This is a genomic window from Legionella lytica (assembly GCF_023921225.1).
GTDB classification, from domain to species: Bacteria; Pseudomonadota; Gammaproteobacteria; order Legionellales; family Legionellaceae; genus Legionella; species Legionella lytica.
This window is the reverse complement of the sequence record NZ_CP071527.1, coordinates 1237259-1249899: the sequence shown is the minus strand read 5'-3', so window position 1 is coordinate 1249899 and position 12641 is coordinate 1237259. Positions and strand designations below refer to the sequence as shown.

Here is a 12641-nt window from a genome sequence, read left to right as displayed (position 1 = left end):
TTTTCTGTCTAAATATATTTCAAATGAGTCACATCGGAAGCACTTGTATTCAATAAAAAGTGCAGTAACATCATCTGTTGATGATAACGCATCCAAACCCAGTGCGGGTACACCGGTCATTAGTGTAAGTTCTTGTTTCTTGGCAGGCTGGATGCCAAGGGGCGCCCCAAAATTTTATTTATTAATGACATCCTTATCACCTTTCAAATGAAAATATCACCCATAAACTACGGGGTATAGCCGTATTTTTTTATTTTACTTGTTATTACAACACACAATTCGTTAAAATCATCATACACTAACTAGCACATAGTTTTTAATGCCAGAATTTACGTTAATCCAGCAGATATGCATTTGGGCTCTTCCCGTTTTGCTCGCTATCACGCTACATGAAGCTGCTCATGCCTATGTTGCAAACCTTTGCGGCGATACTACCGCAAAAATGTTCGGACGTTTAAGTTTGAATCCAATTCGTCACATAGATCTAGTTGGTACTATATTAATCCCCATCGTGGTTGGTGTATTAACGAGTTTCCAATTCGTAATTGGCTATGCAAAACCTGTGCCGATTAATTGGAGCCGGTTTAAAAACCCGCGGCGAGATATGATTCTCGTCACTCTTGCAGGGCCATTTTCAAATATTTTTATGGCTTTTTTATGGGCGGCTGCGTTTAAAATTGCAACCATCCTTCATCCAGAAACCTCCATGCCAGCCCTTTTTCTGTTAATGAGCGCTCGCGCGGGAATGATTATCAATCTGGTATTAGCTGCATTAAACTTATTACCTTTACCTCCACTTGACGGTAGTCGAGTAGTAATGAGTCTTTTACCCCCCAGACAAGCAATGGCCTATGCACAAATAGAGCCCTATGGATTTTATATTCTTATCCTTTTAATGATCACAGGAATTCTAAACTACATTATGACCCCGCTCATTAGTATGGGACTCTTTGTATTAACTTCCATTTTTCAATTATGAAGGTTTTAGCGGATGCTTCACTACCAGGACTGGACCAAGCGTTTCCTGAGCCCTTTTGCCTAACACGTTACACTCGACCAGAAGAAATAGCTCCCCTACTTGTGGGACAAGATGTCCTTTTGTGCCGAGCTAATTTAAAAGTAAATCGCAATCTATTAAAGAACCACACCATACGTTATGTCGCAACAGCCAGCAGTGGTAGTGATCATTTGGATAAACAATGGCTAGTCACTCAAAATATCCAAGTCATTGATGCGAAAGGATGCAATGCTCGCGCTGTTGCCGATTATGTTGTTTCTTCCCTGGCTTATTTGCATCAGCAACAACTTATTAAGGGTAAACGTGCTGGAATTATTGGTTTTGGCGAAGTGGGAACAAGAGTTCAAGCACGATTGGAAGCTGGAGGATTTGCTACTGTTGTTTATGACCCACTTAAAGGGTTAACTACTCAGCTTAAAGATTTATATCAGGTCGATCTTTTATGCGTTCATGCCGAATTACATGATGCAAAACCTCACCCAAGTAGGAATTTAATTGAACAACAGTTCCTTGCCAATTTAAAACCTGGCTGCGTCATTATTAATGCGGCCCGCGGGGGCATAATTGATGAGCGTGCCTTGCTTAATCTTGGCGATAAATTCATTTACTGTACCGATGTTTATCTCGATGAGCCGAATGTTAATCCAAACATTATTGAAAAAGCCACATTATGCACACCTCATATTGCTGGTCACAGCCTTGAGGCTAAATATAGAGCAGTAAACATGGTTAGCGAAGTACTGCATCAAATTGCTGAATTACCATTACCCAAGTTTGCTAGCCCTGCAATGCGTGAAATAGTGCATTTAGAGCCTAATAAAACATGGCATGAACAGATTTTGTCTTTGTATAATCCAATTGAAGAAACCTTGTATTTAAAGCACGCTAAAAATCTTGAGGAAACCTTTTTGCAGATAAGAAAAGAACATCAGAAACGTCATGACTTTCAGCTTTATGCGAATGCCGGTTTAGATACAGAGACTAAAGCTTTGTTAGGCGCCTTTCACCCGTAGAATTGAGCCCATGTCCCAACCTCCATTTGATAAAAAACAATCAGCGCCCTCTTAACCGTCGCACAACGTCCTGATCCGAAAAGGCATGCTTGACCGTACCAATTTGCTGATAAGCCTCATGCCCTTTACCCGCAATCAAAATAATATCGTCCTCATGCGCTTCCTTAAGTGCATAGGCAATCGCCTCTTCACGATTTTCTAATTGCTTCACAGAAGCCGACCGGGAAACACCCACCGCAATTTCATTAATGATTGTTTGTGGATCTTCAGTGCGTGGATTATCACTCGTAATAACAATTTGATCCGCATGGTCGCTGGCAATTTTCCCCATCACTGGACGCTTACTTTTATCGCGATCGCCCCCACAACCAAACACAACCCATAGCTTACCCTTTTTTATTTGCCCTAAGGTCACTAAGGCATTCTCTAGGGCGTCAGGAGTATGAGCATAATCAACAAGTACATAAGGAGCACTGCTAACAATTTCTAGCCGCCCTGGAGCCGCTTTCAATTGAGACATAACTTGCACCACTTTTTCAGACGCATAGCCAGAGGCTAATAAACTACTAAATACCGCTAAACTGTTGTAGATATTAAATGCGCCTAAAGCTTTAATGTGCAGTTGATGTTGTCCCCAAGGAGACTGCACATCAATAGACGTTCCATTGATGTCCATATGCCAATTAAGTACTTTAACATCACAGTCCTTGCTCATACCATAACTTAACTTTTTCACATGCGGTTTTACTGCTGCAGCCATGAACTGTTGATACTCATCATCCTGATTGATAATCGCCCACTGTAACGATTCTCGCGCAAATAAATTTGCCTTTGCTGCAGCATAATTTTCCATCGTATGGTGGTAGTCCAAATGATCTAACGTTAAATTGGTGAAAATCGCTTGCTTAAACTCAATCGCATCAACACGATGTTGTGCTAAAGCATGAGATGATACTTCCATGCATACTTGCTTTAAGCCTTGGTTCTTATATTGAGCAAATAGTTTTTGTAAAAATAGTGCGTCAGGTGTGGTGTTATCTAAAGGTTTTAGATGATGTACTTCTCCCTGCCCGATGGTTCCAATATACGCAGCAGCTTGTCCAAGCAAAGAATGAGCCTGAGCTAGTTGATACGCAATAGTTGTTTTTCCATTCGTGCCGGTAATTCCAGTAAAGGTTAATGCCTCGCCTGGATTCGCATAAAACGCTTCAGCAATATAAGCTAATTTGCTAGCCAGCTCAGGAATAGCAATACAGGGAACGTCAGGTGCAATCACATCTGAGGGAAAATCAAATGGTTCAAAAATCACCGCTACAGCACCTGCCGCTACGGCTTTATGAATAAATAAACGTCCATCCGCAGCCGCACCAGGATAAGCTACAAACAAATCACCTGGCTGAATCTGTCGACTGTCATTTTGAATACCGGTAATTGTACAATCAACAATTTTTTGTTTTGTCCAAGGTGCTAATAATTGGCTTAGTTTCATAGTATTTCCACTATTTTTGACGTTAACTTATCGCCTCATCTGTAGGAATATTAAACAGTCGTAAGGCACCCATCATAACCTTTGAGAATAATGGAGCAGCAACTGCAGCAGCATAATAACCTTTCTTAGAGGGCTCATGAATAATGACCACTACAACAAATTTGGGTTTGGAAACAGGCGCAATGCCAATAAAGCTTGCCGTATATTTGCGAACTTTATACCCCTCTTTACCTGCCACACGTGCAGTTCCTGTTTTACCTGCTACTCGATATCCAGGCACTCTAGCCGATTTACCTGTACCATCTTTTCCTAATACAGCCTCCATCATAGCCAAAACTTGCTTTGCAGTTTCCGGTTTAATTACTTGCACACCAGCAGTTGGGGGATCATTATGAATTAAAGTAACCGGAATTAAACGGCCATCATTAGCAAAAATCATATGGGCTTTAGCTAATTGCAATGCCGTTGCCGATAGACCATAGCCAAAGGCCAGAGTTGCCAAAACAAAGGGGTTCGCATCTTTTACTTTAACAATACTTCCATCACTTTCACCAGGATAGGTACTTTCTGTGCGTTGTCCAAAACCACAACGTTGTAATAAGCCAATTAATTGTTCGGGTGGGCTGGCTAATACCATTTTAGTCACCCCAACGTTACTTGAATGCTGCAAAACTCCCGTTACATCAAGCACCCCATAGTTATGTACGTCACGAACTACATGACCATGCACCGACATCCAACTGGGGTTAGTATCAATAATTGTTGATGGGGTATATAAGCCGGTTTCCAAAGCACTTGCAATACTCAGGGTTTTCATAACAGAACCCGGCTCAAACGTATCTGTTACCGCTCTATTTCTATAGGTATCCTTATCATAACGTCCACGCGAATTGGGGTTATAAGAAGGCACATTAGCCATCGCTAAAATTTCCCCATTTTCGGTATCTACCACCACTACTGAGCCTGATTTTGCACCAAACTCTTCTACAGTTTTACCCAATTCACTATAAGCCAAATATTGCAGGCGTCTATCAATACTTAACACTATATCACGACCAGGACGAGGTTCCTTAGTCACATTTAACTCTTCAATAATGCGGCCAAGACGATCTTTGATAACTCGTTTTTTCCCAACCACACCCTTTAACCAATCCTGATAAGCTAGCTCGATGCCTTCTAAGCCTTGATCATCCACATTGGTGAATCCTAACAATTGAGAAATACTGTCAGAATCTGGGTAATAACGTTTAAATTCCTTCTGAAAATTAACCCCAGGGATTTTCAATTTTTCAATTTGCTTTGATAACGCTGGTGGTAATTGTCTTTGTAAATAAAGAAACTCACGATTATCATTTTGTGCATCAACTATTTTTCTGCTTAATTGCTTGGGAGTAAAATGCAAGTACTTGGCTAAAGACATAAATTGTTCTTCATCAGGAGAGAACTCTTTAGGATTAACCCAAACAGACTCGACAGGAGTACTTATAGCAAGAGGTGCACCATGACGGTCAGTAATCATGCCACGATAAGCGGGAATATCCACTGTACGTAAGCTGCGTGCATTGCCCTGGCCTTGCAAAAACTGTCGATGCAATACGGTCAAATCAATCATTCGCCAAATCAAAATAAGCGTTAGTAAAATAAAAAACGCAGAGACAATAACCAGTCTGTTCAGATGGCGTGATCTTTTCATAGGCAACTACTCAAATTATTATTATTGTTTAATCTTGACCTGATGATTTGCATATAATGTCCTTATTCAGAACAGACAGCATGACAATCCTGATGCTTAAAATGAAATTTTTAGCTGGTTTTTCAACCCACGCTATGTTCCTAGTATTAAGCGGTCACAAAATAAGTCGTGATGGTACTCGCTTAATACGAAAACTTCCAGACCCTAATCGTTCTTCATGGGCCGGGGTATAGCCTCCGAAGACGAGGCTTCATTAAGTTTTCACTACTGGCTTGTTTTTCTTTGTTCGTAATGACGACAATCTTTTACTATTTAAACCAAAATGCAGGTTGGGCTAGAGCCCAACAACAAGACATAGAACCACACTAGAATTCCATATTGGGCCATGGTCCAACCTACAAATTTTGTAAATTCTTTTCTAAATCTGCCCTTGCAACCAAAAAGTATTTTTAGTTGTTGGTAGAACCATACTTAACTTATCACTAGCTAATTCTTCTACCCGGGCCGGAGTCGCAAGACTTGCTTGCTCAAGCAACAATTGTCCCCATTGTAATTGCAAATAATGAGTTTGTTGTTCTTGTTGTTCTACTTGGCTAAACGTCGAACGATATGAGTTCGTACTGTAAACCACGGCCAATGCACTTACTAATACGGCAACTACTAATATGATTAACACATATGATGACTTTGACATCTGCATATCTGCCAGTTGACCATTAAATAAAGTACCTTGATTAATCACTTTCGCTGCAGCGTTCATGCTAATTTCTCCCCTATCCTGAGTACGGCACTTCTAGCTCTGACATTTTCTTTTACTTCATTTTCCTGCGGCATTATTGCTTTACCTATTCTCTTAAAATTTGTCTTTAACTCTTCATAACGAATTGGTACTTCTGGCGGTGGTCTATCCCCTTGCTCTTTATCACGCATAAATTGTTTCACAATGCGATCTTCAAGAGAATGGAAGCTGATTACTGCTAATCGTCCTCCTGGTGCCAATACCTTAAGACATTGTTCTAGACAACTACTTAAATCATTTAACTCTTGATTCACATGAATGCGAATCGCCTGAAACACTCGGGTTGCTGGATGTTTATGCTTTTCCCACTTGGGATTTGCTTCCTTTACTATTTCTGCCAACTGCAATGTTGTGGTAATCGGTGCGCTACTTCTCGCGGCAACAATTGCCCGCGCAATGCGTCCAGCAAAACGCTCTTCACCATACAACCGAAAAATTGCCGCCATTTCATCTGCTTCAGCATTATTGACAAAATCAGCAGCACTCATGGGCTGTGATAGATCCATGCGCATGTCCAAAGGACCTTGTTGCATGAAACTAAATCCTCGCTCCGGGTTATCGATCTGCGGTGAAGATACTCCTAAATCCAACAAAATACCGTCTACTTTACCTAACACTCCTGCCTCAGTAGCAAACTCCTCTATCTGAGCAAAAGAGCCGTGAAAAATATGGAAGCGTTGATCTTGGCCAAAACGTTCTTTTGCATGAGCAATCGCATCTAAATCTTTATCAATCGCATACAAACGACCTTGGGCATCCAAATGACTCAAAATTTTCTGACTGTGGCCACCACGCCCAAAAGTTCCATCAAAATAAATACCGCTACTTTTAATAGCCAAACCATCTATTGACTCACTGAGTAGCACTGATTGATGCATTGCCATTTTTTGTTTCCATTACAAAGAAAACGTTTTCATTTCTTCGGGTAGTCCAGAATCACCTGAACTTTCCTCGGCCAACCACTCTTCGCGTCGGGTATCCCAAAGTTCCTTACTCCAAACCTCAAATTTATTTCCTTGACCAATCATCACCACATCTTTTTCCAACTTTGCATAATTTCTTAAAACAGTAGGGAGTAATACCCGACCATTTGCATCTACTTCAATATCGGTAGCATGCCCAATAAGCAAGCGTTGGATTCTGCGCGCAGCTGCATTAAAGCTAGGTAATTTCTGTAAATTATCTTCAATAATTTGCCACTGTGCTGCGGTGTAGAGTAACAAACAGGTTTCTTCGGTATCGATGGTCACTACCAAAGGAATTTTCTCCTCAGCACCTAAGGCAGAACGATAGCGCGTAGGTATCGCTAGGCGTCCTTTAGTGTCTATGGTGATGGCGTTTATTCCCCGAAACATGGTTCTCTCTTTTTATGTGGAAGCATGCACCTCCACAATTCTCCACTTTTTTATTATTTTACTCCACTTTTATACACTATAGGAACACATTTCTACACCCGTCAAGCGAAAATCCCACTTTTATGGCAAATTATTTGTAATTTTTTTGAGCGAACAAACAAGATGGGTAAAAACAACACAATGTATCAATAAGCTACTCAGCAAGGTGTTTTACATCGCATTGATTATGGAGGAATAAAGTGGCGTAATTCCCGTGGGCAAGCCACGGGAATTCAATACAAAAGATCACTGTCTTTTGGCAGAGGCATAGGATGTAGTTGCCTCATCTTTTGATGCAGAAGAAGATGAGGTAGGCTGTGGTTTTGGAGCAAATGTTGTTTGTCCGTAAGAACTAACTTTTACTGGCTTTTCTTCTTTCGGTTTTGCTTCCTTAGATTTCTCCAGACTAGGCTTCTGGTTTTTCAGCGGCTGTGTAGGCTTGAGTAATGGTGTCGTTTTTTGCCCCCTACTGTTTAAAAGCTCTTGTTCTAATTCGGGATCAAGACCATTAAAGTTTATAAGGACTTCTTTAACCGTTGACGGTATAGCCTGCATGATTTCCATTAGCTCTGTCTTATTAAAACTCGAAAGTCCATTGTTACATAAAGACACAATAAGCACGTTAGCAGGTATTTGGCGAAGTACATTACATAATTGAGAATGATTTGCTTTTCCAGTTGGATCTAAACGATGTAGGGCATTACTATCTAGAACAATCTCTTTTATTCCCTCACATGCACTCACTATGAGAGAAACTCCCGCTTCACCAAACGCCCCCAATTGCATGTGACTTAAACTTAGTTTCGTAATCTTGTCTAGATTAAGACAGGATATCATCAAGGCTAATTTTACATACCCCATATTGTGTAAATTACGACACATAGCATCATTAACTGCCTGATATTTCAGCCAGGGCTGGTCCTCAACCTGCTTGAAATATACTTGTATGATGTACTGTATCATGTGTAATTTCACAACGTCCCGAAGTGCAATCTGATGCTTATTTAGTTTTTCAACTTCTTGATCTTTTCCAAGTTCTCTAAGTCTATCAACTTCCTCTAGACGCAGAAAATATCCAAAAGGTTTTTCACGTTCATCTTCGAAATACAATTTATCATAAGGAGTGAGAAGTGGCTTAAATACTTTTTCGTACAAAGACCCAGAGTTGAAGGACGTGTAGTCATAACCAAAGAATTTTTTCTTTAGCTGGCTTTTAGGATCGAAAAATCCTTTTTCATTTTTTTCACCCATTATATCGTTCAAATTACGTACTACAAGATTTTTGGCAGAAAAACCGTGACGACCTGACAATTGGCCTAGAATCATTAAGGCAGTCCATTCATAAGCCAAATCACTTGCACTATCAACCGTTCCAAATAATTTGATTACTTTGTCCTGCGGAATCTCATCACCAGGCTTTAATTTATGAACATGAAAAAATGAAGCCAAATTCATCTGTGCATGAGCAAATGCACAATGCATGCGTATTAATTGATTATCGTGGGTCTCCACAGGAAGTGTTTTAACAATAGGCATAATAATTCCTTTAACTGTTCTCTGGACTTTGCTAAGTGTATTTGTACTTACATCCAATCATTAAATATTACTCATTGCACCATACAACTCAATAAGCACTGCTTAAAAAAACAGCACATTTTATGATGTATCCCCCAAAAAAGGAAGTACATTTTATGATTTTAGTTTCATCTTAAATATAAGAAATTGATATACTTATAAAAATTATTTTATGTAATATCTTAAGTGATTATAGCCGGATTTAGAGTGAAATATATACAGGATGTTCGGAGAAAACAAATTTCGTTCTTGGAAATACAGTGAAACACCCTGGAATGATACTTTACTAGAGTTCTGTTCTGGTTGCCTCACCGTACTAGCCATGACGGCAGCTTTGTTTATTTGCGCCGCATGGCAAGAACCCATCTCAACAATTCATCAATGCAGCTAAACGAATACCTTGAAGGACTAAATCAGGTACTAAATGATCGTATAAATCTTGCTTATCAAATAAGGAAGCAAAACCACCTGTCGCTAACACCAAAGCCTTATTCGTACCAAAAGCTTCCTGTTTCATACGTTGAATTAACTCACGGCAAGCACCTAGAGCGCCGTGATAAACACCGGATTGAATACTCTCTATAGTAGAACGCCCTACTGCATTATCTATTTTGATAATTTCTACCGCAGGTAATTTCGCCGTATTTTTCGATAGAGCATCAACCGATAAACGTACCCCTGGTAAAATTGCTCCCCCTAAATACGCCTTTTGTGCATTAATAGCGCAGAATGTAGTTGCTGTGCCGAAGTCAATCACAATCACGTTTTGATTAGGGTAACTGTGCGTTGCGGCAATGGCATTAGCAATTCGGTCAGCTCCAACTTCCACCGGATTACGATACTTAATGTTCAATCCAGTTTTTACCCCCGCTTGTAATAAAAAAGGATCGATAGAAAAATATTTGAGACAAGCGGCACGCAATGAATAATCAATTTGAGGCACTACCGAACAAATCCCAATTTTACTAATCGCCTCAGGAGAGCAACCATTTTCTCGTAAAACACTTTTCAAAAAAATCCCTAATTCATCAGAAGTACTCACCTGCGAGGTATGGCGAAAACGAAGTTTAATCTCATCTCCATCGAACACGCCACCATATATGTGAGAATTCCCCACATCAATACAAAGAATCATTTATTTATACCTGCTTTAAAAAAGTTATGTGATTTTAGTATTCTTAAGGCAATAAAAAAAGCCCTGCATTAAGCAGGGCATAGAGTGGAGATACCGCATGTTACAACTGCTTGCAAACTCCTTAGTTAAGGAGTTTATAGTTATTCGTACAGCTTAACCCTTTTGTAGCCCGTATTAGACGAAGTCGTAATCCGGAATGTTGTGGCATGTACATCCGATTACACCACATCCTACCTTCTAATTAGTTTAGTAGGGTTTTACAATTACGGTAGTACCAACATCCATAAAATCTTGGTTCAACCATTTTGCAGCACTTGGTAATACTCGAATACATCCATGGCTAGCATTGTAATTAGGCACTTCATAAGCAGCATGGATTGAATAACCACCATGGAAGTGCATGCAATAAGGCATTTTTGCTCCACCATGGGTTTCAAGTGGATAAATACTGGAAGTACACTCCTCACCTTTTTTCGAGTAAACATGATAAGTACCCGTTACCGTACGGCATGGTTTACCAGCATCCTCACAAAAATCTTTACCACCCGATGCGCTACCTGTATTTACTCTGTTACCGTCAGCATCATATGCAGCCCACGCAGTCGCTTTTGGGTCAAAAATAAATACTTTTTTACCAGTCGCTTCTCGTTTTGCAGGGAAATGGGCTGAACCACGATGATCACTGCCCATGCTTTTTGTGTAATGGGTATAACCAGCGTCATCAACTACGGGCACCCCGCCATCCATAGAAGAACATGACGCAGCTAGTGCACAAACAGGTACTACAAGTAACATTTTTTTCATTTTTTTCTCCCTCTTTTTTCTTATTTATCGGGAGAATAAAAAATATGTTTAGGTTTTTTTGTAAATTTTTTTTACTTTTTATTCATTTTATGAGTATCGTGTTCATTTTATTTAGATTTTTCTTTTTGCTGTGGAAGCATAAATTGGATAGCCAGCATGAGTTGTTTGTCAGTGCACTCAAAACATCCTCCTCGAGGTGGCATTGCATTTAATCCTTCATCGGTATGTTGAAACAAAACATCCATCCCTTGTTTTAGGCGTACTTTCCAATCCCCCTCTTCTCCTACTCTTGGCGCCCCAACAGGAATGATTGGTTTCATTGCATGACAGTTGACACAAAAATGATTATAAATCTGTTCACCTTCATTTTTAGAACCACTTACCGATTGTAAAAAGTCCTGAGGGCGATGACTATCTGCATGCACTTGAAAAGAAATAAAAAGCCAAGCAGCAGTGCTTATAATAAGAAAACACCTTAGCATGTTACAAACTCCTTAATTTGATACTCTCTTTGCTGTATGATTCGAGGAATTATTACAGGGACATTAGGGATATTGTTGTGAAAAAGAGCATACTAAGCATTTTACTATTTTTTGCAAGTGCGGGATTATTTGCGGAGGCAACTCAGTCGCCTGAACTCTTAACTCAAAAAATTGAAATGTATGTTCTTAAACAATTAGCTTCTTATAAAGAAGGAAAGATCCACGTTTCCGCAGATAAAATTGACTCTCGTTTAAGCTTGAAAGCCTGCGCAGAAAATCAATTAGTGGTATTTAATCCCTATAGCTCCCCTATTTTAGAAACCAACACCATGGGAATCAAATGCCAAGAACCAGATAATCACTGGTCTTTGTATGTGCCAATCCGCATTATCATTCTCAAAACAGTCTTTGTAGCAAATCGCACATTAAAGAAAGGCGATAGAATTACTGGTAGTGATATTTATCAAACTGAAATGGACGTTCATAAATTAAGGCATGGTTATTTTAATGACATCGACGATATAGTTGGCCAAGTCTGTAAACAAAATATTGCAGTTAATCATCCCTTTAATCCCACCAATATTGAATTACCCAAAGTTGTTAAAAAAGGAGAAAAGGTTTCTATTGTAACTGGCAATAATAATTTAACCATTAGTATGGAAGGCATCGCAATTATCGACGGCGCCTTAGGAGAAACCATTAGTGTACGTAATTTGAGCTCAAAAAAAATCATTGAGGCTCAAGTTTCTGGTGAAAAACGAGTAACTGTGGTTTTTTAGGTTAAGAATTTATTTTTTAATAAAAAAATCATAAAATTAAGAAAATTTACTAAAGTATTTTCTCAAACTGCCGATAACGCGTTTACTGATGCAATTTTTAGGACTGCTAACTATAGGTCATCAGTATGGAATAAACACAAAACAACGTGAGGATAAGTTTATGTTTAATCAAATTAGTGATGCGACTCATGTAAAACCTATAGAGTCAGACAATCGTTTGAAAGGTAAGCAGCTGGAAATTAATAAAATTTTAGCTGAAGGCTCTTCATCGTTTGATGACAACGTTAGCCTCAGCAATACCACCAAACAGCTTGAAGCGATTAAAAAATCGTTAGAGACAGTTCCAGAAGTTAATGATGCACGGGTTCTCTATTTCAAAGCTGAAATTGAACTAGGTAATTACCAAATTAATAGTGACAAGATTGCTGCAAAAATGTTAAATAATACTGAAATGGCGTAA

13 protein-coding genes are annotated in these 12641 nt (G+C 39.4%); 4 read left to right on the top strand and 9 right to left on the bottom strand.

Annotated elements, in window-relative coordinates; translation table 11 throughout:
• Nucleotides 1-319 precede the first annotated feature (319 nt).
• The gene (locus J2N86_RS05545) at nt 320-979 is read left to right on the top strand and encodes a site-2 protease family protein (RefSeq protein WP_252581519.1); all 660 of its coding nucleotides are present in this window, start codon (nt 320-322) and stop codon (nt 977-979) included.
• Nucleotides 976-2031: an NAD(P)-dependent oxidoreductase gene (locus J2N86_RS05540; RefSeq protein WP_252581516.1), complete on the top strand. Its 1056-nt coding sequence runs from the start codon at nt 976-978 to the stop codon at nt 2029-2031. Before J2N86_RS05545 ends, J2N86_RS05540 begins: the two co-directional genes overlap by 4 nt.
• Nucleotides 2032-2071: 40 nt before the next feature.
• On the opposite strand, the gene J2N86_RS05535 is transcribed toward J2N86_RS05540, so the two are convergent.
• The 9 genes from J2N86_RS05535 to J2N86_RS05495 form a co-directional block, all read right to left on the bottom strand.
• The gene (locus J2N86_RS05535) at nt 2072-3520 is read right to left on the bottom strand and encodes a UDP-N-acetylmuramoyl-L-alanyl-D-glutamate--2,6-diaminopimelate ligase (RefSeq protein ID WP_252581513.1); all 1449 of its coding nucleotides are present in this window, start codon (nt 3518-3520) and stop codon (nt 2072-2074) included.
• A gap of 22 nt (nt 3521-3542) precedes the next feature.
• A complete protein-coding gene (locus J2N86_RS05530) occupies nt 3543-5213 on the bottom strand; it encodes a peptidoglycan D,D-transpeptidase FtsI family protein (RefSeq protein WP_252581510.1) in 1671 nt (556 codons plus the stop codon).
• Between the two features lie 418 nt (nt 5214-5631).
• Nucleotides 5632-5973, bottom strand: coding sequence for a cell division protein FtsL (gene ftsL / locus J2N86_RS05525; protein WP_252581507.1), 342 nt, complete (start codon nt 5971-5973; stop codon nt 5632-5634).
• Entirely contained in the window at nt 5970-6896 is a 927-nt protein-coding gene (gene rsmH, locus J2N86_RS05520) for a 16S rRNA (cytosine(1402)-N(4))-methyltransferase RsmH (RefSeq protein WP_252581504.1), read from the bottom strand. The genes ftsL and rsmH overlap by 4 nt, the downstream gene beginning before the upstream one ends.
• A 12-nt stretch (nt 6897-6908) precedes the next feature.
• Nucleotides 6909-7367: a division/cell wall cluster transcriptional repressor MraZ gene (gene mraZ, locus J2N86_RS05515; protein WP_252581501.1), complete on the bottom strand. Its 459-nt coding sequence runs from the start codon at nt 7365-7367 to the stop codon at nt 6909-6911.
• 285 nt (nt 7368-7652) lie between these two features.
• On the bottom strand, nt 7653-8942 hold the full coding sequence (locus J2N86_RS05510; RefSeq protein WP_252581499.1) for a hypothetical protein: 1290 nt from the start codon (nt 8940-8942) through the stop codon (nt 7653-7655).
• A gap of 406 nt (nt 8943-9348) precedes the next feature.
• Nucleotides 9349-10116 carry a type III pantothenate kinase gene (locus J2N86_RS05505; protein ID WP_252581496.1) on the bottom strand — a complete coding sequence of 256 codons (768 nt, stop codon included), beginning with the start codon at nt 10114-10116 and terminating at the stop codon, nt 9349-9351.
• Between the two features lie 246 nt (nt 10117-10362).
• Complete coding sequence (locus J2N86_RS05500) at nt 10363-10920, bottom strand: L,D-transpeptidase (RefSeq protein ID WP_252581493.1); 558 nt, start codon at nt 10918-10920, stop codon at nt 10363-10365.
• A gap of 107 nt (nt 10921-11027) precedes the next feature.
• Nucleotides 11028-11402 (bottom strand): c-type cytochrome, encoded by a 375-nt coding sequence (locus J2N86_RS05495; protein WP_252581490.1) that lies wholly within the window; start codon nt 11400-11402, stop codon nt 11028-11030.
• A 77-nt stretch (nt 11403-11479) separates the two neighbouring features.
• On the opposite strand from J2N86_RS05495, the gene flgA reads away from it, so the two are divergent.
• Nucleotides 11480-12181, top strand: a complete 702-nt coding sequence (flgA, locus tag J2N86_RS05490) for a flagellar basal body P-ring formation chaperone FlgA (RefSeq protein WP_252581487.1) — start codon at nt 11480-11482, stop codon at nt 12179-12181.
• Nucleotides 12182-12341: 160 nt separating this feature from the next.
• Complete coding sequence (gene flgM, locus J2N86_RS05485) at nt 12342-12641, top strand: flagellar biosynthesis anti-sigma factor FlgM (RefSeq protein WP_252581484.1); 300 nt, start codon at nt 12342-12344, stop codon at nt 12639-12641.

Coding starts and splice junctions, on each gene's coding strand:
- J2N86_RS05545 (WP_252581519.1), top strand. CDS start 320: ATGCCAGAATTTACGTTAATCCAGCAGATATGCATTTGGGCTCTTCCC.
- J2N86_RS05540 (WP_252581516.1), top strand. CDS start 976: ATGAAGGTTTTAGCGGATGCTTCACTACCAGGACTGGACCAAGCGTTT.
- J2N86_RS05535 (WP_252581513.1), bottom strand. CDS start 3,520: ATGAAACTAAGCCAATTATTAGCACCTTGGACAAAACAAAAAATTGTT.
- J2N86_RS05530 (WP_252581510.1), bottom strand. CDS start 5,213: ATGAAAAGATCACGCCATCTGAACAGACTGGTTATTGTCTCTGCGTTT.
- ftsL (WP_252581507.1), bottom strand. CDS start 5,973: ATGAACGCTGCAGCGAAAGTGATTAATCAAGGTACTTTATTTAATGGT.
- rsmH (WP_252581504.1), bottom strand. CDS start 6,896: ATGGCAATGCATCAATCAGTGCTACTCAGTGAGTCAATAGATGGTTTG.
- mraZ (WP_252581501.1), bottom strand. CDS start 7,367: ATGTTTCGGGGAATAAACGCCATCACCATAGACACTAAAGGACGCCTA.
- J2N86_RS05510 (WP_252581499.1), bottom strand. CDS start 8,942: ATGCCTATTGTTAAAACACTTCCTGTGGAGACCCACGATAATCAATTA.
- J2N86_RS05505 (WP_252581496.1), bottom strand. CDS start 10,116: ATGATTCTTTGTATTGATGTGGGGAATTCTCACATATATGGTGGCGTG.
- J2N86_RS05500 (WP_252581493.1), bottom strand. CDS start 10,920: ATGAAAAAAATGTTACTTGTAGTACCTGTTTGTGCACTAGCTGCGTCA.
- J2N86_RS05495 (WP_252581490.1), bottom strand. CDS start 11,402: ATGCTAAGGTGTTTTCTTATTATAAGCACTGCTGCTTGGCTTTTTATT.
- flgM (WP_252581484.1), top strand. CDS start 12,342: ATGTTTAATCAAATTAGTGATGCGACTCATGTAAAACCTATAGAGTCA.